The organism is Pseudomonas sp. NPDC087185, assembly GCF_044744955.1.
GTDB lineage: Bacteria > Pseudomonadota > Gammaproteobacteria > Pseudomonadales > Pseudomonadaceae > Aquipseudomonas.
The window spans coordinates 208,519-234,538 of sequence record NZ_JBIUZK010000003.1 but is presented as its reverse complement, the minus strand read 5'-3'; the positions used below and the strand labels follow the sequence as shown (position 1 = coordinate 234,538).

Annotated in this window: 20 protein-coding genes; 17 read left to right on the top strand and 3 right to left on the bottom strand. The window is 65.1% G+C overall.

The features are described from left to right. Positions 1–213 precede the first annotated feature (213 nt). A complete protein-coding gene (gene uvrA / locus ACIPIJ_RS11315; protein WP_401076324.1) occupies positions 214–2,730 on the bottom strand; it encodes an excinuclease ABC subunit UvrA in 2,517 nt (838 codons plus the stop codon). Positions 2,731–2,971: 241 nt separating this feature from the next. Between uvrA and ACIPIJ_RS11310 the strand changes: the two genes are divergently transcribed. The 7 genes from ACIPIJ_RS11310 (at position 2,972) to ACIPIJ_RS11280 (ending at position 12,143) form a co-directional block, all read left to right on the top strand. Then, on the top strand, positions 2,972–4,147 hold the full coding sequence (locus ACIPIJ_RS11310) for a M20 aminoacylase family protein (RefSeq protein WP_401076321.1): 1,176 nt from the start codon (positions 2,972–2,974) through the stop codon (positions 4,145–4,147). A 97-nt stretch (positions 4,148–4,244) separates the two neighbouring features. After that, positions 4,245–5,555: a citrate-proton symporter gene (locus ACIPIJ_RS11305; RefSeq protein WP_401076319.1), complete on the top strand. Its 1,311-nt coding sequence runs from the start codon at positions 4,245–4,247 to the stop codon at positions 5,553–5,555. Continuing rightward, positions 5,552–7,009, top strand: coding sequence for an amidase (locus ACIPIJ_RS11300; protein WP_401076316.1), 1,458 nt, complete (start codon positions 5,552–5,554; stop codon positions 7,007–7,009). The genes ACIPIJ_RS11305 and ACIPIJ_RS11300 overlap by 4 nt, the downstream gene beginning before the upstream one ends. Positions 7,010–7,078: 69 nt before the next feature. Next, on the top strand, positions 7,079–7,852 hold the full coding sequence (locus ACIPIJ_RS11295) for an IclR family transcriptional regulator (RefSeq protein WP_401076313.1): 774 nt from the start codon (positions 7,079–7,081) through the stop codon (positions 7,850–7,852). A 127-nt stretch (positions 7,853–7,979) separates the two neighbouring features. Next, positions 7,980–8,636, top strand: coding sequence for an ABC transporter ATP-binding protein (locus ACIPIJ_RS11290; RefSeq protein ID WP_401076311.1), 657 nt, complete (start codon positions 7,980–7,982; stop codon positions 8,634–8,636). Beyond that, a complete protein-coding gene (locus tag ACIPIJ_RS11285; protein ID WP_401076308.1) occupies positions 8,636–11,095 on the top strand; it encodes an ABC transporter permease in 2,460 nt (819 codons plus the stop codon). Before ACIPIJ_RS11290 ends, ACIPIJ_RS11285 begins: the two co-directional genes overlap by 1 nt. Further along, positions 11,085–12,143: a lipocalin-like domain-containing protein gene (locus ACIPIJ_RS11280; protein WP_401076305.1), complete on the top strand. Its 1,059-nt coding sequence runs from the start codon at positions 11,085–11,087 to the stop codon at positions 12,141–12,143. The genes ACIPIJ_RS11285 and ACIPIJ_RS11280 overlap by 11 nt, the downstream gene beginning before the upstream one ends. A 53-nt stretch (positions 12,144–12,196) precedes the next feature. Here ACIPIJ_RS11280 and ACIPIJ_RS11275 read toward each other — a convergent pair whose 3' ends face one another. Together ACIPIJ_RS11275 and ACIPIJ_RS11270 are read right to left on the bottom strand one after the other, a co-directional pair. Next, a complete protein-coding gene (locus tag ACIPIJ_RS11275; protein WP_401076302.1) occupies positions 12,197–13,192 on the bottom strand; it encodes an aldo/keto reductase in 996 nt (331 codons plus the stop codon). A 96-nt stretch (positions 13,193–13,288) separates the two neighbouring features. After that, positions 13,289–14,140, bottom strand: a complete 852-nt coding sequence (locus tag ACIPIJ_RS11270; RefSeq protein WP_401076300.1) for a LysR family transcriptional regulator — start codon at positions 14,138–14,140, stop codon at positions 13,289–13,291. Between the two features lie 223 nt (positions 14,141–14,363). Between ACIPIJ_RS11270 and ACIPIJ_RS11265 the strand changes: the two genes are divergently transcribed. The 10 genes from ACIPIJ_RS11265 (at position 14,364) to ACIPIJ_RS11220 (ending at position 25,955) form a co-directional block, all read left to right on the top strand. Further along, positions 14,364–15,275: a LysR family transcriptional regulator gene (locus ACIPIJ_RS11265; RefSeq protein ID WP_401077555.1), complete on the top strand. Its 912-nt coding sequence runs from the start codon at positions 14,364–14,366 to the stop codon at positions 15,273–15,275. A gap of 99 nt (positions 15,276–15,374) precedes the next feature. Next, positions 15,375–16,283, top strand: coding sequence for a hydroxymethylglutaryl-CoA lyase (locus ACIPIJ_RS11260; RefSeq protein ID WP_401076297.1), 909 nt, complete (start codon positions 15,375–15,377; stop codon positions 16,281–16,283). Between the two features lie 11 nt (positions 16,284–16,294). Continuing rightward, on the top strand, positions 16,295–17,488 hold the full coding sequence (locus ACIPIJ_RS11255) for a CaiB/BaiF CoA transferase family protein (protein WP_401076294.1): 1,194 nt from the start codon (positions 16,295–16,297) through the stop codon (positions 17,486–17,488). Between the two features lie 2 nt (positions 17,489–17,490). After that, positions 17,491–18,015 carry a gamma carbonic anhydrase family protein gene (locus ACIPIJ_RS11250; protein WP_401076292.1) on the top strand — a complete coding sequence of 175 codons (525 nt, stop codon included), beginning with the start codon at positions 17,491–17,493 and terminating at the stop codon, positions 18,013–18,015. A gap of 67 nt (positions 18,016–18,082) precedes the next feature. Beyond that, a complete protein-coding gene (locus tag ACIPIJ_RS11245) occupies positions 18,083–19,399 on the top strand; it encodes an MFS transporter (protein ID WP_401076289.1) in 1,317 nt (438 codons plus the stop codon). 34 nt (positions 19,400–19,433) lie between these two features. Continuing rightward, on the top strand, positions 19,434–20,717 hold the full coding sequence (locus tag ACIPIJ_RS11240; RefSeq protein WP_401076287.1) for an OprD family porin: 1,284 nt from the start codon (positions 19,434–19,436) through the stop codon (positions 20,715–20,717). Positions 20,718–20,987: 270 nt separating this feature from the next. Continuing rightward, complete coding sequence (locus tag ACIPIJ_RS11235) at positions 20,988–21,722, top strand: gluconate 2-dehydrogenase subunit 3 family protein (protein WP_401076284.1); 735 nt, start codon at positions 20,988–20,990, stop codon at positions 21,720–21,722. A gap of 3 nt (positions 21,723–21,725) precedes the next feature. Then, entirely contained in the window at positions 21,726–23,510 is a 1,785-nt protein-coding gene (locus ACIPIJ_RS11230) for a GMC family oxidoreductase (RefSeq protein WP_401076281.1), read from the top strand. A 12-nt stretch (positions 23,511–23,522) separates the two neighbouring features. Next, entirely contained in the window at positions 23,523–24,761 is a 1,239-nt protein-coding gene (locus ACIPIJ_RS11225) for a c-type cytochrome (protein ID WP_401076279.1), read from the top strand. 171 nt (positions 24,762–24,932) lie between these two features. Continuing rightward, complete coding sequence (locus tag ACIPIJ_RS11220; RefSeq protein ID WP_401076276.1) at positions 24,933–25,955, top strand: LacI family DNA-binding transcriptional regulator; 1,023 nt, start codon at positions 24,933–24,935, stop codon at positions 25,953–25,955. Positions 25,956–26,020 lie beyond the last annotated feature (65 nt).

The following is a 26,020-nucleotide window of genomic DNA, read 5'->3' as shown; positions in this document are numbered from 1 at the left end:
ACCTCGGTTGTTGTTTTGTGAGGTTTTGCTAGCTATTGGGCAGGTGGCATTTGGGGATGCCTTTGGCAGTATAGAAAGGATTTTGCCTGCAGCAGGTGTTGTGCTATCACCGGCCCTATCGTCGGCAAGCCGGCTCCGATAGAGACGGCACAGGTTTGAAGTTTTGCGCAGTACCTGTGGGAGCCGGCTTGCCGGCGAGGGCCGCTGCAGGCGCTAAAGGGCCCGGGCCAGAAACTCGGCGGTTCGGCTGTCACTGCACTGGGCAACCACCTCGGGCGTACCACTCACCACCACCGTTCCCCCCGCATCGCCAGCCCCCGGCCCGATGTCGATCACCCAGTCGCTCTGCGCCACCACACGCATGTCATGCTCGACCACCACTACGCTGTGCCCGCCCTCGACCAGGCGGTTCAGCTGCACCAGCAACCGGTCAATGTCTTGCGGGTGCAGCCCATTGGTAGGCTCATCCAGCACATACAGCGTGGCGCCACGGGCCATGCGTTGCAGCTCGGTGGCCAGCTTGATGCGCTGCGCCTCGCCGCCAGACAGCTCGGTGGCGGGCTGGCCCAGGCGCAGGTAACCCAGGCCGATGTCCTGCAGCACCTGCAGGCAGCGCCGCACCGGTGGCTGTTCGGTAAACACTTCAAGCGCCTGGTCGACGGTCAGCTGCAGCACCTGGGCGATGGTCATGCCTTGCCAGGTAACAGCCAGCGTCTCGGGGTTGTAGCGCGCACCGTGGCAGGTCGGGCAGGGCGCATAGACGCTGGGCATGAACAGCAATTCGACACTGACGAACCCTTCGCCCTCGCAGTTTTCGCAGCGCCCCTTTGCAACGTTGAACGAGAACCACCCGGCATCGAAGCCCAAGGCCTTGGCCTGTTCGGTAGCGGCGAACAGTTTGCGTACAGGGTCGAACAAACCGGTGTAGGTCGCCAGGTTGGAGCGTGGCGTGCGGCCGATGGGTTTCTGGTCGACCTGCACCAGCCGCGTGATGTGCTCCAAACCTGCGCTCACACGCCCGCTGCTGGCCTGCTCGGGTTCATCCTCAAGGCTCTGCGCCTCGGGCTCGGCCCGCTGTTCGGCATGGCCCAGGTGAGCGCCCACCAGCTCCAGCAAGGCCTGGCTGACCAGGCTCGACTTGCCCGAGCCAGAAACGCCGGTCACTGAGGTGAAGCAGCCAAGCGGGAATTGTGTACTGAGGTTATCGAGGTTGTTGCGCGTGATGCCCTCAAGCTTCAGCCATTGCTTTGCCGGGCGTGCTACCCGTGCGGCCGTCACCTGCGCGGCGAACAGGTAGGCGCGGGTGCGTGACGCTTCTACTTGCGCCAGGCCTGCGGGCGGGCCGCTGTACAGCACCTGCCCGCCATGCTCGCCCGCCGCTGGGCCGACATCCACCAGCCAGTCGGCACGGCGCATGGTGTCCATGTCGTGCTCCACCACATACACCGAGTTGCCGGCCTGCTTGAGCCGTTGCAGCGCCACAAACAGCGCTTCGCTGTCGGCAGGGTGCAGGCCGGCGGAAGGTTCGTCGAGCACGTAGATCACGCCGAACAACTGCGAGTTGAGCTGGGTGGCCAGGCGCAGACGCTGCAGCTCGCCCGAAGACAGCGTCGGGGTGCTGCGCTCCAGGGCCAAGTAACCGAGCCCCAGGTCGATCAGCGGCGCGATGCGTTCTAGCAGCTCGTGGGCAATGCGCTGGGCGGCCAGGCGCTTTTCCAGGGTCAGGGTGTCTTCGTGTTGCTCCAGGTAACCGGGCGCCGCCACCGTGCGCAACACCTCGGCCAGCGATTGCAAAGGCAGGCGTGACAGCTCGCCGATGTCGCGGCCGGCGAACGTTACCGCCAGCGCCTCGCGCTTCAGGCGCTTGCCCTGGCACAGCGGGCAAGGGCTGGGGCGCATGAACTGGGACACGCGTTTGCGCATCTGCGCGCTCTGCGAATGCATGAAGGTGTGCATCACGTAGCGCCGGGCACCGCTGAAGGTGCCCTGGTAGCTGGGTTCGAGCTTGCGCTTGAGCGCGGCGCGGGTCTGCGCCGGGGTAAGGCCAGCGTACACCGGCACGGTAGGGGTTTCTTCGGTGTAGAGGATCCAGTCTCGTTGATCTTGCGGCAGGTCACGCCAGGGCACATCGACGTCATAGCCCATCGTCACCAGGATGTCGCGCAGGTTCTGGCCCTGCCAGGCCATCGGCCAGGCCGCCACCGCCCGCTCGCGGATGGTCAGCGACGGATCGGGGACCAGGGTCGCCTCGGTCACTTCGTACACCCGGCCCAAGCCGTGGCATTCGGGGCAGGCGCCCTGCGGCGTGTTGGGTGAAAAGTCCTCGGCATACAGCATCGTTTGCCCGGCCGGGTAGCTGCCGGCGCGGGAATACAGCATGCGGATCGAACTGGACAGCGTGGTAACGCTGCCCACCGACGAGCGCGCGCTGGGCGTACCGCGTTGCTGTTGCAAAGCGACGGCCGGTGGCAGGCCTTCGATGGCATCCACGTCGGGGACGCCGACCTGGTCGATCAGGCGCCGGGCATAGGGTGCGACGGATTCGAAGTAACGGCGCTGAGCTTCGGCGTAGAGCGTGGAAAAGGCCAGCGAGGATTTGCCCGACCCGGAGACCCCGGTGAACACCACCAGCGCGTCGCGAGGGATGTCGACGTCGATGTTCTTGAGGTTGTGCTCGCGGGCGCCACGGACGCGGATGAAGCCGTTAAGGGTTGGGGATCGTGGCGACATGGGGCGTTCCTTGGCAGTGAGAATCTTAAGGTATCAGCATTTATGTTGGCCGTGCCGGGCTCCTCGCGGGCTTGCCCGCGAAAAAGGCTGCACTGTCCAGCAGGTTCCACCCTACGGAACCACATTCAATTGTGCTCCCAACCCACTCGCGCTTATCTGTCCTCAAGCACGACCTGCCTTCCCCGTCGTGATCTCAAAGCGAACAACAAGAACGGGACCCACCCGCGCGAGGAGATTCCCCATGCAGCAACACCAGCACATCCTGGCCTGGCTCAATGACGTGGCCAGCGACCTGCACGCCATCCGCCACGATATCCACGCCCACCCCGAACTCGGCTTCGAAGAAAGCCGCACCTCGGCCCTGGTCGCCCAGTTGCTCAAGGACTGGGGCTATGAGGTGCACACCGGCATCGGCAAGACCGGTGTGGTTGGTGTGCTGCGCAACGGCAGCAGCCCGCGCAGGCTTGGCCTGCGTGCCGACATGGACGCGCTGCCGATCCATGAGGCCACCGGCGCTGCGTACAGCAGCCGCCACCAGGGCTGCATGCACGCCTGCGGCCACGACGGGCACACCACCATGTTGCTGGGCGCGGCGCGTTATCTGGCGGCGACCCGGCAGTTCGATGGCACGTTGACACTGATCTTCCAGCCGGCCGAGGAGGGCCAGGGCGGGGCCGAGGCGATGCTGGCCGATGGGCTGCTGGAGCGCTTCCCGTGTGATGCGCTGTTCGGCATGCACAACATGCCGGGGCTGCCGGCGGGGCACCTGGGGTTTCGTGAGGGGCCGATGATGGCCTCGCAGGATTTGCTCACGGTCACCCTCGAGGGTGTCGGTGGCCATGGGTCGATGCCGCACCTGACCGTCGACCCGTTGGTGGCGGCGGCCAGTGTGGTGATGGCGCTGCAAACGGTGGTGGCGCGCAATATCGATGCACAGGAGGCGGCCGTGGTGACCGTCGGCGCGCTGCAGGCGGGCGAGGCGGCCAACGTGATCCCGCAGCAGGCGTTGCTGCGTTTGAGCCTGCGTGCGCTCAACGCCGAGGTGCGGGCGCAGACCCTGGAGCGTGTGCAGGCGATCATCACCCACCAGGCCGAAAGCTACGGCTGCAGCGCCAGCATCGAGCATCGCCCGGCGTACCCGGTGCTGGTCAACCATACCGCAGAAAACGCCTTCGCCCACCAGGTCGGGGTCGAGCTGCTGGGGGCTGAGGCGGTGGACGGCAACACCCGCAAGCTGATGGGCAGCGAGGACTTCGCTTGGATGCTGCAGCGGTGCCCGGGCGCTTACCTGTTCATCGGCAATGGCGAGAAGCGGCCGATGGTGCATAACCCGGCCTACGACTTCAACGACGACATCCTGCTGACCGGCGCCGCCTACTGGGGTGCGCTGACCGAGCGCTGGCTCAAGCCTGCCTGACTGCCTTCATTGACAACTGCCGCTGGAACCTGGGCGCGACCGCGCCTGGGCGATCACTTGAACCGTTTCTGGCCAACAGATTGATGGAGTGTTCCGCATGCAGACTTCAAACACAGGCGCGTCGCGTACCCGGCAAGTGGTCGCGGCGGTCATCGGTAACGCCCTGGAGTGGTATGACTTTATCGTGTACGGCTTTCTGGCGAGCATCATTGCCCGCCAGTTCTTCCCCTCCGACGACGAGTACGCCTCGCTGCTGATGGCCCTGGCCACCTTCGGCGTGGGCTTTTTCATGCGCCCGGTGGGGGGCGTGCTGCTGGGTATCTATTCCGACCGCAAGGGGCGCAAGGCGGCGATGCAGCTGATCATCCGCCTGATGACCGTGTCGATCGCGATGATCGCCTTTGCCCCCAGCTACCTGGCCATCGGCATGGGCGCGCCGCTGCTGATCGTGGTCGCGCGCATGCTGCAGGGCTTTGCCACAGGCGGTGAGTACGCCAGCGCCACGGCGTTTCTGGTGGAGAGTGCGCCGGCGCATCGCAAGGGGCTGTATGGCTCGTGGCAGCTGGTGGGGCAGTGCCTGGCGGTGTTTTCGGGGGCGGCGATGGTCGCGCTGGTGACTCACCTGTGCACGCCTGAGCAACTGGACAGCTGGGGCTGGCGGATCCCGTTCGTGCTGGGCCTGCTGATTGGCCCGGTGGGCTTGTGGATTCGCAAGCACATGGAAGAACCCGAAGAATTCCTCGAAGCCCGCAAGCAGGCCAAGGGCCAGGCGCCGAGCCTGTGGCAGGTGCTGCGTGAGCATCGGCGCAGTTTGCTGGTGTCGATGGGGCTGGCCTGTGGGGCGACGGTGTCGTTCTACGTCGTGCTGGTGAACATGCCCACCTTCGCCCACAAGAACCTGGGCCTGCCACTGGACCAGGTGCTGCTGGTGCAGATGCTTGCCGTCGGCCTGATGACGGTGGTCATTCCGCTGGCCGGCGCGCTGTCGGACCGGCTCGGTCGCCGGCCGGTGTTGATGGCCTTCACCCTGGCGTTTTTCGTGATGGTCTACCCGCTGTACGTGTGGGTGGCCGCGGCGCCGTCGATCGAGCGCCTGCTGGTGATGCAGCTGCTGCTGTGCACCGCCATCGGCGGCTTCTTCGGCCCGGCGCCGACTGCCCTGGCCGAGCAGTTCCCGATCGAAGTGCGCTCCACTGGCGTGTCGGTGGCCTACAACGTGGCGGTGATGGTATTCGGCGGCTTTGCTCCGCTGATCGTCACTTGGCTGAGCAAGGTGCTCGGCACCCCGGTGGCGCCGTCGTTCTACGTGCTGTTCGCCTGCCTGCTGACGTTGCTGGGCACCTACTGCCTGAAAGAGGCGCCGCGCGCCGGCAAGCCTGTCGCCTTCAACCTTGGAGTGAAACCGTGAACCTGTTAGCCATCGACCCGATCGTCGCCCTCGATGCCGAGGCGCTGTCCCAGGCGATCCACACCCGCCAGCTGTCGTGCCGTGAGGTGATGTGGGCGTACCTGGGCCATATCGAGCGCTTCAACCCGCAGGTGAACGCGCTGGTGTCGCTGCGTGAGGGCGAGGCGCTGCTGGCTGAGGCGGATGAACGCGACCGCGAGTTGGCGTGCGGCCAGTCGCGCGGCTGGATGCATGGCATGCCGCAGGCAATCAAGGACCTGGCGGCCACCGCGGGGTTGCGCACCACGCTGGGCTCGCCGCTGTTCGCCGAGCAGGTGCCGGCGCACGATGCCGTCAGCGTGGCGCGGGTGCGGGCAAGCGGGGCGATCATCGTCGGCAAGAGCAACGTGCCGGAGTTCGGCCTGGGCTCGCAGAGCTACAACACGTTGTTCGGCACCACCACCAATGCCTACGACCACCGCCGTGTGGCGGGCGGCAGCAGCGGGGGCGCGGCGGCGGCGCTGGCCATGCGGCTGCTGCCGGTGGCCGATGGCAGCGACATGATGGGCTCGCTGCGCAACCCGGCGGCGTTCAACAACGTGTTCGGCCTGCGCCCCTCGCAAGGGCGGGTGCCCTATGGGCCAACGCCGGAGCTGTTCATGCAGCAGCTGGCCACCGAGGGGCCGATGGGGCGCACGGTGAAGGACGTGGCGCGGTTGCTGTCGGTGCAGGCGGGGCGTGACCCTTGCGCACCGTTGTCGCTGAGTGACGGCCCGCGCGACTTTGCGGCCGGGCTGCAGCGCGATTTCGAGGGTGTGCGGGTCGGATGGCTGGGCAACTTCGATGGCTACCTGCCGATGGATGACGGTGTGCTGAGCCTGTGCGAGGCGGCGCTGGCCGACTTTGCCGAGCTGGGCTGCGAAGTCGAGGCGTGCCAGCCAGGCTTCGACCTCGCGCGTTTGTGGCAATGCTGGCTCACCCATCGCCACTTCCTGGTGCACGGCAACCTGGGCGCGGCCTACGCCGACCCCAGCAAGCGCGCACTGCTCAAGCCTGAGGCGCAGTGGGAAGTGGAAGGGGGCCTGGGCCTGACTGCGGCGCAGGTCTACAAGGCCTCGATCGACCGCAGCGCCTGGTACCAGGCGTTGCACGCACTGTTCGAGCGTTACGATTTCCTGCTGTTGCCGTCTGCCCAGGTGTTCCCTTTCGACGCAGCCGAGCCATGGCCGAAGGTGGTCGGCGGGCAGGTCATGGACACGTACCACCGTTGGATGGAGGTCGTCATCGGGCCGACCCTGGCCGGCCTGCCGAGCATGAGCGTACCGGTGGGATTCAATGCTGCCGGGCTGCCGATGGGCCTACAGATCATAGGCCCGGCGCAGGCCGACCAGGCGGTGTTGCAGCTGGCCTTTGCCCACGAACAGCTGACCCGCTGGGTCGAGCGGCGGCCGCCGGTGTGCCTGCAGTCGCGCTGAAAGCCCTGGGCAGGCCCGTATCTTGCTGTGCATGATGACCATCCACGCACAGACAGGGAGGTCGAACCCATGGGTACTACGGCAGAAAGCGGTGGCGTGCGCTCAGTGGAGCGTGCGCTGGCCATCGTCGACTTGCTCGGAGAACACCAGGCGCTGGGGCTGGAACAACTGCACTACCTGACCGCACTGCCCAAGGCCACGGTGTCGCGCATGCTGGCCACCTTGCAGGAACAGGGCTGGGTCTACCGCGGCCTGAGCGACCGGCGTTATCGCCTGTGTGCCCGGCGCCTGTTCGGCGACCGCCAGCAGCGCTTCAAGCGCCAGTTGGTGGAAAGCGCCGCGCCGCTGCTGCTGGAGCTGAGCGAGCGCACCGGCCTGGTGGCGGACCTTTCGTGTTTCGACGGCGAGTGCCTGGAGGTGATGGAAAGCGCCATCCCGCAGGTGCTGCGCAAGCGTTATCCGGTCAACTGCCAGATTGTCGGGCACCATGCCAGCCTGTTTCATTCGGCGATGGGCCGGGCGTGTTTGAAAGAGCTGGCAGCAGATGAGGTGCAGCGCCTGGCGGCGCATGAGCGGGTGGGTGGTGAGGCGTTGTTGCGCGATCTCGAGGCGGATGTGCACAAAGGCTTTGGCCAGCGTACTGAAGGTTATTGGGAATATCCGGTGCGCTTGCCGTTTCTGATCCGGGCGATTGCCCTGCCGTTGCGTGTGCAGGGGCGGCTGGCGGGGAGCATTGCGTTGCATTGGCCGCTGGACCAGGCACCGGTGGAGCGGGTGTTGAGTTTGCACCTGAACAGCTTGGCGGCGACGGTGGGTGAGGTGCAGCACGCCTTGGTGAACTGAGGCGCCGGTCCCGGCCTTATCGCCGGCTTGCCGGCGATAAGGCCCGTGAAAACAGCACAAGAGAGTTGCCCCAAAGCGGCGATTGCAGCTATGCCTACTGTCTGACCCGCAAGAAAAGGTACCTCCCATGCTGGTCGTCGAACACCTGCGCAAGTCGTTCGCCACCGCCCAAGGCCCGCTGGAAGTGCTGCGTGGGGTCGACCTGACCCTGGCTCGCGGCAGCAGCCTGGCCCTGATGGGCGAGTCCGGCAGCGGCAAGAGCACCTTGCTGCACCTGCTGGCCGGCCTCGACCGCGCCGACGGGGGGCGCATCCTGATCGATGGCGAGCCACTCGACAGCCGTGGCGAAGGCGCCCTGGCACGCTGGCGGCGCGAGGGCATCGGCCTGGTGTTCCAGCAATACAACTTGATCAGCAGCCTGGATGTCGCTGCCAACCTGGCCTTCCAGGCGCGCCTGGCAGGGCGCCATGACCCGAAGTGGGTCACGCACCTGGCCTCGCGCCTGGGGTTGACGGCACTGCTGCAGCGCTACCCGGAACAATTGTCTGGCGGCCAGCAGCAGCGGGTCGCCATTGGCCGGGCGCTGGCGAGCAGGCCGCTATTGCTGCTCGCCGACGAGCCCACCGGCAGCCTGGACGAGGCGAGCAGTGACGAGGTCCTGGCGCTGTTGCTGCAACTGGTGGACGAGGCCGGCAGCAGCGTGCTGATGGTGACCCACAGCCAGCGCCTGGCCGCCCGCCTGCAACGCCGCTGTGTCCTGCAGATGGGCCGGGTACGAGCCTGATGAACAACCTGCTGATCACCTTGCAGGCGCTGTGCAGCCATTGGTGGCGCCACCGCCTGCAGTGCATCAGCGTTTTTACCGGTTTGTGGCTGGCCACTGCGTTGTGGACTGGCGTGCAAGCACTCAATACTCAGGCGCGCAACGACTACGCACTGGCCAGTGCCGTGCTTGCCGGGCCCGCGCGCGCGCAGTTGGTGGCGCGGAGCGGGGAACGTTTCGACCAGGCGCTGTATGTGCAGTTGCGCAAGCTGGGCTGGCAGGTAACCCCGGTACTGGAAGGGCGTTTACGGCTGGCGGGCGAGCCCCAGGTCGCGTTGCGGCTGATCGGCATCGAGCCTCTGAGCCTGTTACCCGGCATGGCGGTCGCCGGTGCCGATGTGCAAGGTTTCGACCTGCAGGCATTCATCGGCACACCTGGGCAGGCCTGGATCGGCCCGGACACGCTGCGCCAACTGGGCCGGCAGCCCGGCGAGCAGGTCAGCACCGCAGACGGGCAGTTGCTGGCACCGCTGACGTTGCATGCGCAGTTGGCGCCCGGCGTTATCGTGGTCGATATCGGCCAGGCGCAGGCGTTGCTCAAGGCGCCAGGGCAACTGTCGCGGCTGTTCAGCGACAGTGACCGACCCCTGCCTGGCGATATCGCGGCAAGCCTGATACCACAGCCAGCGGGCGATGACGCCGACCTGCAACGCCTGACGATGAGCTTCCATCTCAACCTCACCGCGCTGGGCCTGCTGGCTTTCGTGGTCGGGCTGTTCATCGCCCATGCGGCCATCGGCCTGGCGTTGGAACAGCGGCGCGGGCTGATCCGCACCTTGCGTGCGTGCGGCGTGAGCGTGCGGGTGATGCTTGCGGCCCTTGCAGTGGAGCTGGGCGTTTTTGCCGTGGTGGGCGGCGTGGCGGGCGTGGCCGCAGGTTACCTGCTGGCGGCACTGATGCTGCCCGACTTCGCCTCAAGCCTGCGTGGGTTGTATGGGGCGCAAGTGGCAGGGCACCTGCACTTGCCGTTGCAGTGGTGGTTGCTGGGCATTGCTGTCAGCCTGCTGGGCGCGCTGCTGGCCGGGCTCGACAGCCTGCTGCGTGCAGCCCGATTACCGTTGCTGGCACTGGCGCAGCCTCAGGCCTGGCGCCTGGCGCAAGTGCCATGGTTACGGCGCCAGGCGGCGATCGCTGTGGTGCTACTGATGGTTGCTGTGGGGTGCGGTTATTTCGGCCGCGGGCTGCCCAGTGCGTTCGGCATGTTGGCGGCGTTGCTGCTGGCGGCGGCACTGCTGCTGCCGGGGTTGCTGGCGAGCTTGCTCAGCGGCCTGGCACGTTACAGCCAGCGCCCGCTGGCGCAATGGTTCATTGCCGACAGCCGTCAGCAATTGCCGGCCTTGAGCCTGGCGTTGATGGCACTGCTGCTGGCGTTGGCCGCCAGTGTTGGCGTCGGTGGCATGACCGAGGGTTTTCGCCGCACCTTCATCGGCTGGCTCGATCAGCGCCTGGCTGCGGACCTGTATGTCACACCGCGTGACAGCGCCCAGGCGCAGCAGATATACCAGCGGATGGTCTCAGAACCTGCGGTCCATGCGGTGCTGCCGAGTTGGCGGGTGGACTGGCGCTTGCAGCAATGGCCCGTGCAGGTACAGGGTGTGATCGACCACCGCTTCTACCGTCAGCATTGGCCTTTGCTTGAGCAGGCACCGGGGGCCTGGCAGACGCTGGCCGCTGGCAATGGCGCCATGCTAAGCGAGCAGCTGGCCCGCCGCCTGGGGCTGGGCCTGGGCGATACCGTGCAGCTGCCTGGCGAGCCGGCGCAGGCGATGACGGTGGTGGGCATCCATGCCGACTACGGCAACCCCAAGGGCCATGTGCTGGTCAACGCCGACTGGCTGCGCCGCCACGCCCCAGGCGCCAGTTTGTCCGGCCTTGGCCTGTTGGTACGGCCAGGCCAAGTCGCCGCACTCAAGGGCGATGTGCAGCGACGCTTTGCCCTGGATGACAACCAGGTCGTCGAGCAAACCCGCCTGAAAGCCTGGTCGACCGACGTATTCAGCCGCACCTTCGCGGTCACAGCCGCATTGAACAGCCTGACTCTTGGGGTGGCCGGCGTGGCGCTGTTCATCAGCCAGCTGACCCTGGGCCAGCGCCGATTGGGGCAATTGGCACCGCTGTGGGCGCTGGGCGTGCCGCGTCGCTGGCTGGCCTGGCTTAGCCTGGGGCAAACGCTGATGCTCAGTTGCTTCACCGTGCTGCTGGCGATCCCATTGGGGCTGCTGCTGGCGTGGTGCCTGGTGGCGGTGGTGAACGTGCAGGCCTTCGGCTGGCGCCTGCCGTGGCACGTGTTTCCCGGGCAACTGGTGCAACTGGCCGTACTGGGCCTGTTGACCAGCCTGCTGGCCAGCGCCTGGCCGCTGTGGCAACTGGCGCGCAGCCAGCCAAGCGCGTTGTTGAGGCAGTTCGCCGATGAAAACTGAAGCCTGCGTGTTGATCGCCTGCCTGTTGTTGACCGGGTGCGACTCGCCTGCGCCTGAGCCAAAAAGCTTTGCCGGCCTGGGCGCCGATGCGGCTGATTTCAAGCAGGTGGTGCCGGGCGTGTCGCTGGTCTTTCCCCGTGACCATGGTGCGCATGAGGGCTTTCGTATCGAATGGTGGTATATCACCGCCAACCTCAAGGATGAACAGGGCCGCGACTGGGGCGTGCAGTGGACGCTGTTCCGCTCGGCGCTGCGGCCAGGGCCGGAGACAATGAACTGGAACAGCCCCAACCTGTGGATGGGGCACGCCGCCTTGACCGGCCCGGGCGGCCATCAGGCCAGTGAGACCCTGGCACGCGGTGGCATCGGCCAGGCCGGTGTCGAGGCGCAACCGTTTCGTGCGTGGATCAATGACTGGTCGCTGCAAGGCAATCCAGGTGTCGACCGGATACAGATGCGTGCCAATGGCCAAGGGTTTGGCTACGACCTGGCCCTCACCAGCGATCAGCCAGTAGTGCTGCACGGGTTGCACGGCTACAGCGAGAAATCAGGCAAGGGCCAGGCGTCGTACTATTACAGCCAGCCGTTTTACAAGGTCAGTGGTGAGGTCGAGCGGGAAGGACAGCGCGTTGCCGTGACAGGACAGGCGTGGCTGGACCGCGAATGGAGCAGCCAACCCTTGGCGGCCGGGCAGAGCGGGTGGGACTGGTTCTCGCTGCATCTGCGCAGCGGTGCGAAGTTGATGCTGTTTCAGGTGCGTGAAGCACGGGGGGCCCCTTACCGGGCGGGCACCTGGGTCGATGCACAGGGGCAGGCGCAGGCCTTGCAGGGTGAGCAGATCGAATTGACGCCGTTAGCCTGGACGAAGCTGGACAATGGCAAGCAGCTGCCGACGCGCTGGCGGGTGCAGGTGCCTTCTTTGCAAGTGGATGTCGAGGTTGAAGCGCTGGAGCCCAAGGCCTGGATGGGGACGCGGTTTCCGTACTGGGAAGGGCCGGTGCGAGTCGGTGGGGATGGACGGGGGTACCTGGAGTTGACCGGTTATTGAAACAGCCTTGTGTCGCTGCTGGCCCGCGAACGGGCCAGTGCGGTCACCGCAGGTTACTTGAACCCTGTCACTGCATGCGGCACATACGGCGCCTCCAGCCGTGCAAGCTCATCGGCACTAAGCTGCAGCTCCAGCGCCGCAATCGCATCATCCAGCTGCGCCACCTTCGAAGCCCCCACAATCGGCGCCGAAACCGCACGCTTGCCCAGCACCCAGGCCAGCGCCACCTGCGCCATCGGCACACCGCGTTCGCCGGCAATCTGCTCGACCACGTCGATCACGCGGCCGTCTTCCACCTCCGTGTTGGCATAGAACGACTGCCCGGAAATATCAGTACGCGTACGCGCGGTCTGCTGCCCATGCGGGCGGGTCAGGCGGCCGCGGGCCATCGGGCTCCAGGGCATCAGGCCGACGCCCTGATCGAGGCACAGCGGGATCATCTCGCGCTCTTCTTCGCGGTAAATCAGGTTGAGGTAGTTCTGCATCGAGACGAAGCGGCTCCAGCCGTTGCCCGCGGCTACCTGCTGGGCCTTGGCGAACTGCCAGGCGTACATCGACGACGCGCCGATGTAACGGGCCTTGCCGGCCTTGACCACGTCGTGCAGGGCTTCCATGGTTTCTTCGATGGGGGTGTGGTAGTCCCAGCGGTGGATCTGGTACAGGTCGACGTAGTCGGTGCCCAGGCGGCTGAGGCTGGCGTCGATGTTGGCCATGATCGCCTTGCGTGACAGGCCTTGCTCGTTGGGGCGGGTGCTGCCTTCCCACATGTTGGCCGGGAAGAACACCTTGGTGGCGATGACGGTTTCGTCACGGCGGGTGAATTCCTTCAGCAGTTTGCCGAGGATGAGCTCCGAAGTGCCAGCGGAGTAGCTGTTGGCGGTGTCGAAGAAATTGATGCCTTGCTCGACGGCGTGGCGGATGATCGGGCGGCTGTCGGCTTCGCCGAGGGTCCAGGGGTGGGTGCCGGCGTCGGGTTCGCCGAAGGTCATGCAGCCCAGGCACAGTTTGGAAATATCCAGGCCGGTGTTGCCCAACTTGACGTACTGCATCCGCTTCTCCTGAGTGATCGTTTGCGATGGGGGAAGCTTAGCGGGGCTGTAGGGTTGCGGAAATTCCGCATGGGTGCAGGCGACCTCTGCAAAAATTCACAAGCGCAGCAGCGGTTTGACCTGTTGCTGCAGGAAGTCGGTAACCGCTTTGATGCGCGGCGTGTTGCGCACGTCCTCGTGCACTGCCAGCCAGATCTCGATGCTCAGGGTCTGTTCATCATTCCCGGCGGCTTGCAGGCCATGCTCTTCGGCCATGAACGCCGGCAGGCAGGCGATGCCGATGCCGCCTGCTGCCGCCTGGGCCTGGATGCGCAGGTCGTTGCTTTGCAGCACGAAGGGTTGGTGGTGGGTCTGCTCAAGCAACCATTGCTGCTGCGGCGTCTTGGCCTGGGACTGGTCGTAGCCGATGTAGCGCGGCGTGCGGGGGCTTTGCAGGTACTCGGCGGCGGCGTACAGGCGGTAATCCAGGTAGCCGAGCAGGCTGGCCACCAGCGTTGGCTCGGTGGGCCTTGCCAGGGCGATGCTGATATCGGCCTCGCGGCGCGCGAGCGAGGCGCGGGACTTGCTGCCGACCAGCTTCAGGCGCAGCTGCGGGTAGCGGCTGCACAACGCGCCCAGGCGTCGCGCGACGATGCTGCCGAGCAATGCAGGCGGTGCGGCCAGCACCACTTCACCTTCGACCTGTTGCTGGCCCGCGCTGGCGAAGTGTTCGAGCGCAAAGGAGGACTGGGTCATCTGCTCGGCATACTGGCCGACCCGGCGGCCTTCTTCGGTCAGTACGTAGGCCCGGGGCCGGCGGTCGACCAGCTTGAGGTTGAGCGCAGCCTCCAGCGCGGCGATGCGCCGGGCAACCGTGGCATGGTCGACGCCCAGCTGCTTGGCCGCAGCCGAGAGCGAGCCGGCACTGATGAAGGCGTAGAAATGGCGCAGATCTTCCCAATCGAACATGGCGGGCCTCTGGTAGGGATCACCATGATAAGGCCGACGGGTCCTCCTGTGGGAGCGGGGCTTGTCTGGCGAAGTAGGCGAGGTGTTGAATGACACCGGCTTCGCCAGTGTTCGCGCGACACGCCCGCGCATCCGTTTTTACAAAGGGAGCGAGACAGTTGATCCCACAAAGTGCGCTTGAATCGATGCTAGCATGGCGGCCATTTCCAGCCCGGACACCGCCATGCAACCGCTCGATCACCTGTCCCTGCACCTGTTCATCGTGGTCTGCGAAGAGGGCACCATCGCCCGCGCCGGTGAGCGGGCATTCATGGCGCCGTCGGCAGTCAGCAAGCGTATTTCGGACATCGAGGCGCGCTTCGGCACCGCGTTGTTCAAACGCAGCAAACGTGGGGTCGAGCCCACACCGGCAGGGCTTGCGCTGTTGCGCCATGCACGCGGCCTGACCCGGGCCATGGAGCGCCTCGACAGCGAGCTGAGCGAGTACGCCGAGGGCGCGCGCGGGCATGTGCGGGTGTTGGCCAATGTGTCGGCGATCATGGAGTTTCTGCCCGAGGAGTTGTCGGCGTTCATGCTGGACAACCCGCTGATCCAGGCTGACATCGAAGAGCGCTTCAGCCCCGACGTGGTCCGTGGCGTGGCGGAGGGCAATGCCGACCTGGGTATCTGCAGGCAGTCCGCCGCCGTCGGCGACCTGGAGTTCGTGCCGTATCGGCAGGACCACCTGGCCGTGGTGGTCAGCGCCAATCACCCGCTTGCCGGGCGCAGCAGCATCGCCTTTGCCGAAACGCTGGGCTACGAGCACCTGGGCCTGTCGGCGTTCGCCACCCTGAACAATTTCATGCGCAAGAGCGCCGAGACGGCCGGCAAGGAGCTGCGGTTTCGCTCCTATGTGTCGTCGTTTGACGCCGCCTACCGGCTGGTGCAGTTCGGCCTGGGCCTGGCAGTGTTCCCGCAGGAGGCGGTGGCGCGCTATGCGCCATTGTTCGATTTGCGGGTGATCCCGCTGACCGACGCCTGGGCGCTAGGCGAATTCGTCATCTGCATGCGTGACCGGCACTCGCTGTCGCTGTCGGCACGGCGCCTGCTGGACCACCTGTTGCTGCGTGCCCCCGCCTGGCAACGCACGCACTGACATCCATCGTGGCTGACGATGGATCAGCCCGTGAAAGACGTCTTTTCTGCCTGTCGTGCTGCTTTTAGTCTGGCCGCACGCTCAGACAGAGAGACCCTGATGACGACAATAACAATCAACGAAGTCGGCCTGCGCGATGGCTTGCAAAGCCTGCAAACGGTCATGCCGACCGCCGCCAAGTTGCGCTGGATCGACAGCGCCTACGCTGCAGGCGTGCGCCATATGGAAGTCGCCTCGTTCGTGCCGGCGAGGCTGCTGCCGCAGATGGCCGACGCCAGGCAGGTGGTCGCCCACGCCCTGACCTACCCGGATATGCGGGTCACGGTACTGGCCCCCAACCTGCGCGGTGCCCAGGATGCGCTTGAGTCCGGCGCGCATCGCATTGTTGCGCCGGTGTCGGTGAGCACCGCCCACAGCCTGGCCAACGTGCGCCGCACGCCGCTGGACATGGTCGAAGAGCTGGGGCGCATGTGCCAGCTGCGCAACGAGATGGGCCGGCATGAGGTGCAGATGATTGCCGGCATGTCGGTTGCCTTCGGCTGCACCCGCCAGGGTGATGTGCCGCTGAGCGACCTGTGCGCATTGACCCGCCAGGTGATCGAGGCCGGTTGCGACCTGGTTTCGCTGGGCGATACCACCGGCTACGCCAACCCCGGCCAGGTGGCCACGGTGATCCAGGCCGTGCGCGGCATCGCCGGCGAGCGGCTTTGCGCCGCGCACTTCCATGACACCCGTGGCCTGGCCCTGGCCAACAGCCTGGTCGCCGTGCAGCAGGGCATCCGCGAGCTGGATGCTTCGCTGGCGGGGCTTGGCGGTTGCCCATTCGCACCGGGCGCCTCCGGCAATACCGTGACCGAGGACCTGGTGTTCATGCTGCAAAGCATGGGCCTGGACACTGGCATCGACCTGCAGGCGCTGATCGCATCGCGCCAGGTGCTGCGTGACGCCTTGCCCGATGAACCGCTGTACGGCGCCATCGCCCGTGCCGGCCTGCCGCTCAACTATTAAGGGATAGAACGATGTCCAGACTCCCCTTGGACGGCATCCGTGTCGTCGAGATTTCGCACATGGTCATGGGCCCCACCTGCGGCATGATCCTCGGTGACCTGGGTGCCGAAGTGATCAAGATCGAGCCCACGCGCGGTGACGGCACGCGCCGCTTGTTGGGCGCAGGGGCAGGGTTCTTCCGCACCTTCAACCGCAACAAGCAATGCATCGCCGTCGACGTCGAAACGCCCCAGGGCCGCCAGGCAGTGCTTGAACTGATCGACACGGCCGACGTATTCATCGAGAACTTCAAACCCGGGCGCATGCATAAACTCGGTTTCGACTACCCCGCGCTGCGCCAGCGCAACCCGCGGCTCATCTACGCCTCGCACAAGGGGTTCCTCAGTGGCCCCTATGACAACCGCCTGGCGCTGGACGAAGTGGTGCAGATGATGGCCGGCCTGGCCTACATGACCGGCCCGGTTGGCAGGCCGTTGCGCGCGGGCAGTTCGGTGAACGACATCATGGGCGGCATGTTCGGTGCCATCGGCGTGCTCGCCGCGCTCAACGAACGCAACAGCACCGGCTGTGGCCGCGAGGTGCAAAGCGCGCTGTACGAAAACTGCGTACTGCTGGCCGCCCAGCACATGCAGCAGTATGTGGTGACCGGTGAGGCCGCAGCGCCAATGCCCAACCGCATCAGTGCCTGGGCCATCTACGACGTGTTCACCTTTGCCGGGGGCGAGCAGATGTTTGTGGCCGCCACGGGTGAGGGCCAGTGGAACGCGCTATGCCACGTGCTGGGCCAGGCGGCCTTGCTGGATGACCCAGCGCTGGCCACCAACAATGACCGGGTGCTGCAGCGCCCGCGTTTACTGGCGCACCTGGCTGAAGTGTTCGCCTATCTCGACGCTCAACAACTGGCAGTCGAGCTTGAAGCCAATGGCATCCCGTTCGCGCCGATCCGGCGCCCCGAAGAACTGTTCGAGGACCCCCACCTGGTGCAGAGCGGCGGCATGGCCGACCTCACCCTGGAAGACGGCAGCAGCACACCGATGCCATTGCTGCCGCTGTCGCTGGATGGCCAGCGCCTGCAACCGCGACGGCCGATCCCACGCATTGGCGAGCACACCCACAAGGTCATGCGCGCGCTTGGCTACAGCGACGCACACATCGCCGAGCTGTGCGCGGCGGGCGTGCTCAAGACCGACGAGCAGGGGCGCTGAACATGGCTATCTATCGCTACGACACACTTACCCCCACCCTGCACCCTGAAACCTTCGTCGCCGAGCAAGCCACCGTGATTGGCAACGTTACCCTGGAGCAGGGCGTCAGCGTCTGGCCGCAGGCGGTGCTGCGCGGCGACAACGCAGCGATCCGCGTCGGCCAGCACAGCAATGTTCAGGAGGGCGCGGTGCTGCATGCCGACCCTGGTTTTGCGCTGACCGTGGGCAGCGGTGTGACCATTGGCCACCAGGCCATGCTGCACGGCTGCACGGTCGGTGACGGTGCGCTGATCGGCATCCAGGCTGTGGTGCTCAATGGCGCGGTCATTGGCCGCAACTGCCTGGTGGGCGCGGGCGCCATCGTCACCGAAGGCAAGGTGTACCCCGACAATTCCCTGATCCTCGGCGCGCCGGCCAAGGTGGTGCGAGAGCTGACACCTGAAGCCATCGCACACATGCACGCCAATGCCGCCGACTATGTACGCAAAGGTCAGGCCTACCAGGAGAAGCTCGTGCGTATTGCCTAATAGCCCATTAACGGTGCCCACAACGGGCGCCGCCGCTCTCCAATAATTACAAGAACGGAGATCTACCATGGTTGCCTTGACCGGTGTACTGGCGCGTGAGCGCAACGACAGCCACATCAATGAACTGCTGCTGTACCGCCGTGTGGCCTGGCGCATCATGCCGCTGGCCATCATCTGCTTCCTGTTCTCCTATTTCGACCGCATCAACATCAGCTTCGCCAAGACCCAGATGCAGGCCGAGCTTGGCCTGAGCGACGCGGCCTACGGCCTGGCCGCGAGCATGTTCTTCATCGGCTACGTGCTGTTCGAGGTGCCGAGCAGCCTGGGGCTCAAACGCTATGGGGCGCCGGCGTGGATCTGCCGGATCATGGTGTCGTGGGGGCTGGCCACGGCGGCGCTGGTATTTGCCTATACCCAGTACACGCTGTACTTCCTGCGTTTTCTGATCGGGGTGATGGAGGCCGGTTTCGGGCCTGCAATCCTGTTCTACCTGGCATGCTGGTTCCCACGTAAACACCTGGCGAAAATGAATGGCCTGTGGTTCCTCGCCGTGCCTTTGGCCGGTGCGCTCGGTGGGCCGGCGGCGGGCTTCCTGCTGGGGACCATGGACGGGGTGCTGGGCCTGGCCGGCTGGCACTGGCTGTTCCTGATGTCGGGGCTGCCCTGCGTGGTGCTGGGCGTGCTGGTGCTGTGGAAGCTCGACCGTGACATCGAGTCGGCCAAGTGGCTCAGCCGCGAGGAAAAAGACCTGCTGGTGGAGAACCTGGCGCAGGACAAACGCGCCGAGAAACCGGTGCTGGGGTCGTTGTGGCGGGTGTTGCTGACCCGTGAAGTGGCGATCATGGCGTTCATTTATTACGTGGTGAAAACCGCGTCCTACGGCCTGAATTTCTGGATGCCGCACCTGATCAAGTCGTCGGGCGTGCAGGACATGCTGTGGGTGGGGGTGCTGTCGGCACTGCCTTACGCGGTGGCCTGCGTCGGCATGGTGCTGCTGACCCGGCGCTCGGACCGCACCGGTGAGCGCAAGCGCTACCTGGTGTATTGCCTGCTGGCCGCAGCGGTCGGCTACTTGCTGGCGTGCCTGTTCTCGGATTCGTCCTGGGCGATGATGGCAGCCTTGGTGCTGGCAACGGCGGGTACCTTCATTGCCATCCCGATCTTCTGGACCATTCCGCAGTCCACGTTCTCTGGCCTGGCGATTGCCACCGGCACGGCAGCGATCAACTCGGTGGGCCAGCTCAGCGGCATCGTGGCGCCGGTGATGGTAGGGCAGATCAATGACCTCACGGGCAGTAGCTACATGGGCATGCTATCGATTGCGCCGCTGATCCTGCTCGCTTGCCTGGTGGTGATGCGCTACGTCAAAAACCCCAAGGCCTGAAGCCGCCTGACAACAACAATAACAAGGCATACCCATGACCACTTCCACCTCCCGGCGGGCATCGCTGATGCTCGCGGCGTTCTGCTGCACGTGGCAATCGGCGCAGGCAGCTTTTGTCGAAGACAGCAAAGGCAGCTTGGCGCTGCGCAACTTCTACTTCGACCGCGACTTTCACGGTGATGCCGTTAGCCAGTCCAGGCGCGGCGAATGGGCCCAGGGCTTCATGCTCAAATGGCAGTCCGGCTACACCGGCGGGGTGCTGGGGGTTGGCCTGGACGCGACCGGCATGCTTGGCTTGAAGCTCGATTCATCGCCTGACCGTAGCGGCACCGGTCTGTTGCCACGGGGCGGCGACAAGCGCGCGGCGGATGACTACGGCAAGGCGGTCGCCACGTTCAAGGCAAAGCTGTCGCAAACCGAATTGCGGGTGGGTGGGCTGAGCCCGCAGTTGCCGTTGCTTGCGTCGAACTACAGCCGGCTGTTCCCACAGTGGTTCAACGGCGCGCAAGTGGTGAGCAAGGAAATCGACAACCTGACCTTGACCCTGCTGCAGGTGGATGCCACCAAGCTGCGCGACTCCACCGATTTCGAAGACCTGACGGCGATGGCGCAGCAGGGCGCCTATAGCGCAACGGTGACCAGCGACCGGCTGTATTACCTGGGGGCGGATTACCAGCCCGTGAATAACCTGACCCTGAGCGTGCATGGCAGCCGCCTGGAAGGCTTGTTCCGCCGCGATTTTGTCGGGTTCAAGTACAGGGCCGGCCTGGGGCCAGGCGAGGCCTTCACCGAGTGGCGCTGGTTCAACGCGCAGGAACAGGGCAGGGCGCTGCTGGGTGAGGTGGATAACCGGACCCTGAGCAGTAACTTCGGTTACAGCCTCAAGGGCCACACATTCAGCGGTGGTTATCAGAAAGTCAGTGGCGATACGGCCTACGCGTATGTGGGCGGGACTGACACCTACCTGTTCAGCGAACAACAGGTGAGCACCTTCGCCCTGGCCAACGAACGCGCCTGGATGCTGCGCTATGACTACAACTTTGCGGCGCTGGGCATCCCCGGGCTTACGTTCAATGTGCGCTATGTGAAGGGTGACCAGGTCGACCCGCAGCGGATCGCCAGCGTCAAGGGCAGGGCATTGGCAGCGCACGGCGGTGAGGGCGAGGAGTGGGAGCGGACCACGGACATCACCTATGTGGTGCAGTCAGGGGCATTGAAGAACCTGTCGCTGCGTTGGCGCAACGCGAGCCTGCGCTCGAATTTTGCCGATGCGGCGGATGAAAACCGGGTGATTGTGGGGTATGAGGTCGAATTCTGAGGGTGGAGTACAAATGTACTCATGACGACGCGCCCCTTGTGGCAGCAAGCTTGCCTGCGAAAAAACCACCACCGTTCATGGCCAAGGCTGCGCCCTGGTTCGCGGGCTGGCCGCCGCCCACAGGTTCATCGGTGCTGTTGCCAATAGCAATGAAACCGGTTTCAAAAGATTTCCGAACCAGCTAGATTACGCGGCTTTCTCAGGGGCCAGTCCCTGATCGAAACCCAGATGGCGCAACCCAAGGCCGCCCTATGCTGATGAGGACTCGATATGCCTGAGCATGCCCCCGATAACCCGCGCCGGGAGTTCCTGCGCAAAACCCTGACGCTGATCCCCGTCGTCACCGTGGCCAGCACCGGCCTTGGCGCTGGGCAGTTGCTGGCCGAGCCGGTACGTGAACCCAAGGTGCCGGCCACACCACCCGCCGGCGATTACCAGCCGACGTTCTTCACCGCTGAAGAGTGGGCCTTCGTGCAAGCGGCCGTGTCGCGCATCATCCCCGCCGACGAACTCGGGCCGGGTGCGCTGGAAGCGGGCGCCGCAGAGTTCATCGATCGCCAGATGAATACCCCCTATGCCACAGGCGCGCAGTGGTACATGCAAGGCCCCTTCAAGGCCGACGCCGCCCCGGAGCTTGGTTACCAGCTGCAACTCAGCCCGCAACAGATCTACCGCCTGGGCATTGCTGCCGCGGACGCGTGGTGCAAAAACGCCAGCGGTAAAACCTTTGCCGAGCAAGACAGCGCTACCCGAGACAAGGTTCTCGGCAAGATCGAAGCCGGGGAGATCATTTTCGAGCAGCTGCCCGCCAAGGTGTTCTTCAGCCTGCTGGTGCAAAACACCCGCGAAGGGTTCTTCTGCGACCCGATCCACGGCGGCAACAAAGGCATGGTCGGCTGGACGCAAATCGGCTTCCCAGGTGCCCGGGCAGATTTCATGGACTGGGTCGAGCGCAACGAGCCGTACCCGTTCCCGGCAGTTTCGATTCGCGGCGAGAGGGCGTAAGGCATGGCCAATGCAATGAAGAAGGTCGATGCAGTCATCGTCGGTTTCGGCTGGGCGGGCGCCATCATGGCCAAGGAACTCACCGAAGCCGGGCTGCAGGTGGTCGCGCTCGAGCGTGGGCCGATGCAGGACACCTACCCCGAGGGCAGCTACCCACAGGTGATCGACGAGCTGACCTACAGCGTGCGCAAGAAGCTGTTCGTCGACGTGTCGAAAGAAACCGTCACCATCCGCCACAGTGGCAACGACGTGGCACTGCCCAACCGCCAGTTGGGCGCCTTCTTGCCCGGCAAGGGCGTCGGCGGCGCCGGCCTGCACTGGTCTGGCGTGCACTTTCGCGTGGACCCGATGGAGCTGCGCATGCGCAGCCACTACGAGGAACGCTACGGCAAGCGCTTCATCCCTGAAGACATGACCATCCAGGACTTCGGCGTCAGCTACGAAGAGCTGGAGCCGCATTTCGATTTCGCCGAGAAAGTGTTCGGAACCTCCGGCCAGGCGTGGACCGTGAATGGCAAGGTGGTCGGTGAAGGGAAGGGTGGTAACCCCTACGCGCCGGACCGTTCCAACCCGTTCCCGCTGGTGTCGCAGAAGAACGTGGTCTCGGCCAAGCTGTTCGAGAAAGCCACTGCCAGCCTGGGCTACAAGCCCTACAACCTGCCATCGGCGAACACTTCCGGGCCGTACACCAACCCCTATGGTGCGCAAATGGGGCCGTGCAACTTCTGCGGTTTCTGCAGTGGGTACGTGTGCTACATGTACTCCAAGGCATCGCCCAACGTGAACATCTTGCCGGCGCTGCGCCAGGTGCCCAACTTCGAGCTGCGCGCCAACGCCCATGTGCTGCGGGTCAACCTCGACGACAGCAAGCGCAAGGCCACCGGCGTGACCTACATCGATGCCCAAGGGCGGGAAGTCGAGCAGCCGGCGGACATCGTCATCCTCGCCGCCTTCCAGTTCAACAACGTGCGCCTGATGCTGCTGTCCGGCATCGGCAAACCCTACGACCCGATCAACAACGAAGGGGTGGTGGGGCGCAACTTCGCCTACCAGAACATGGGCACGGTGAAAGCGTTCTTCGACAAGGACACCTACACCAACAACTTCATCGGCGCCGGCGGCAATGGCGTGGCGATCGACGACTTCAACGCCGACAACTTCGACCACGGGCCGCACGGCTTTGTCGGCGGCTCGCCGATGTGGGTCAACCAGGCCGGCAGCCGGCCGATCGCCGGTGTCGCCAACCCGCCAGGCACCCCCGCCTGGGGTAGCGCCTGGAAAAAGGCCACCGCCGATTACTACACCCACCAGCTGTCGATGGACGCACACGGCGCGCACCAGTCGTACCGGGGCAACTACCTCGACCTCGACCCGACCTACCGCGATGCCTACGGCCAGCCGCTGCTGCGCATGACCTTCGACTGGCAGGAAAACGACATCAAAATGAACCAGTTCATGGTCGACAAGCTCAGCAAGATCGCCCAGGCGATGAACCCCAAGGCCATTGCCGTGCTCGGCAAGAAGGTCAAGGAGCACTTCAACACCGCCAGCTACCAGACCACCCACCTCAATGGCGGCGCGATCATGGGCACCGACCCCAAGACCAGTGCCCTGAACCGCTACCTGCAGTGCTGGGACGTGCACAACGTGTTTGTCCCAGGTGCCTCGGCGTTCCCGCAGGGGCTGGGCTACAACCCGACCGGCTTGGTGGCGGCACTGACCTACTGGTCGGCCAAGGCCATCCGCGAGCAGTACCTGAAAAGCCCCGGCCCGCTGGTACAGGTTTAAGGAGCGATAGACATGAAGACACTGTTGATCGCAACCCTGGTGCTGAGCACAAGCCTCGTAGCCCAGGCTGATGACGCGTTGGTGAAGAAAGGCGAATACCTGGCCCGTGCCGGCGACTGCGTGGCCTGCCACACCGCCAAAGGTGGCAAGCCGTTCGCCGGCGGGCTGCCGATGGAAACCCCCATCGGCACCGTGTACTCCACCAACATCACGCCCGACGCCACGGGCATCGGCCAGTACAGTTTCGAAGACTTCGACCTGGCTGTGCGCAAAGGCGTGGGCAAGGACGGCAGCACGCTGTATCCCGCCATGCCGTACCCCTCCTATGCGCGGGTCAATGACGATGACATGCGCTCGCTGTACGCCTACTTCATGCAGGGCGTGCAGCCCGTGGCACAGGCGAACAAGGCTACCGATATCCCCTGGCCTTTGAGCATGCGTTGGCCGCTGGCGATCTGGCGTGGCTTGTTCGCGCCTGACGTGAAAGCCTGGCAAGCACCGACTGAAGCCGACCCAGTGGTAACCCGTGGCGCCTACCTGGTCGAGGGGCTGGGCCACTGTGGTGCCTGCCATACCCCGCGTGCGCTGACCATGCAGGAACAGGCGCTGAGCCCGGCGGACGGCGCGCAGTTCCTGGCCGGCAGTGCGCCGCTGGAAGGTTGGATCGCCAAGAACCTGCGCGGTGATCACAAGGATGGCCTTGGCAGCTGGAGCGAGGAACAGCTGGTGCAGTTCCTCAAGACCGGGCGCAGTGACCGCAGTGCCGTATTCGGCGGCATGAGCGATGTGGTCGAGCACAGCATGCAGCACCTGAGCGATGCCGACCTGACCGCCATTGCCCGTTACCTGAAGACGCTGCCACCGAGCAATCCGGATGACCAGCCGCATGTCTACGACAAGCAGGTGGCAGAGGCGCTATGGAAGGGTGACGACAGCAAGCCGGGCGCGGCGGTGTACATCGACAATTGCGCGGCCTGCCACCGTACCGATGGCCAGGGTTATACCCGGGTGTTTCCGGCGCTTGCCGGCAACCCGGTGGTGCAGACGGCCGATGCCACCTCGCTGATCCACGTGGTGCTGGCCGGCGGCACGGTGCCGGCGACCCATGCCGCGCCGTCGAAGCTCACCATGCCGGCGTTTGGCTGGCGCTTGAGCGACCAGGAGGTGGCTGAAGTGGTGAATTTCATTCGCAGCAGCTGGGGCAACCAGGGCGACACGGTTTCGGCCAATGATGTGAAAGCCCTGCGTTGATGCTTGTGGGAGCGGCTTGTCCTGCGAAGTGGCAAGCCCCTCCCACAAAGCAGGGCTAATGGCTGCTATCTGGTAGAATCCCGACGAACGGTAGATGACGAGAAGCCTTGGTTTTGATGTATTGAAACCGGTTTCATTCACCGTCACCGACAATAATCACAAGGGACCTCAATGACCGACCTGCCTGCCCATAGCCGCGAGCGCGTGACCATCAGCGAGGTCGCGCGTGTTGCGGGCGTCTCCAAGGCCACCGTGTCGCGCTACATCGGCGGTGACCGCCAGTTGCTCGCCGAGGCCACCGCCAAGCGCCTGGCAGAGGTCATCGAGCGCCTGGGGTACCGGCCCAACCAGATGGCCCGGGGCCTCAAGCGCGGCCAGACGCGGCTGATCGGCATGCTGGTGGCAGATATCCTCAACCCTTATTCGGTCGCGGTAATGCACGGTGTAGAAACCGCCTGCCGTCAGCACGGCTACAGCCTGGTGGTGTGCAACACCAACCGCGACGACGAGCAGGAGCGCCATCACCTGGTGGCCCTGCAGTCCTATAACGTCGAGGGCCTGATCGTGAACACCCTCGGGCGTCACCCTGGCGAACTGCTCAACCTGCAGCGCGACATCCCCATGGTGCTGGTCGACCGGCAATGCCCGGAACTTGAGGTCGACCTGGTCGGCCTGGACAACGCCGATGCCATCGAACAGGCGCTCGACCACCTGCAAGCACGTGGCTACCGCGATATCCTGGCGGTCACCGAACCGCTGGATGGCACCAGCTCCCGGCTTGAGCGGGTGCAGGCATTCAGCGCCTCGATCAGCCGCCGTGCCGGCATGCGCCAGCAGCTGCTGGAAATCGACGCGACCCTGCAGGCCCGGCTCGGCACCTTCCTTGACAGCAAGGGGCATGGCCCACAAGCCATCTTCACCTTCAACGGCGTGGCCACCCTGGCGGTGACCCGCGTGCTCCACGACGCCGGCTGCAAGCTGTTCCAGGACGTTGGCCTGATCGCCCTGGATGAGCTGGACTGGTACCCCTTGGTCGGCAGCGGCATCACCGCGCTGGCTCAACCGACCGAACGCATCGGCGTGGCTGCCTTCGAGTGCCTGCTCGACCGCCTGCGCGGCGAGAGCGGGGCGCCGAGGCGTATCGACTTCAAACCCGACCTGATCATCCGAGGTTCCACCCACCCACGCGAATAACCCGCGGGCAGCCACGCTGCCCATGGCTGAACCTAAAAATGAAACCGGTTTCATAAGGACAACAA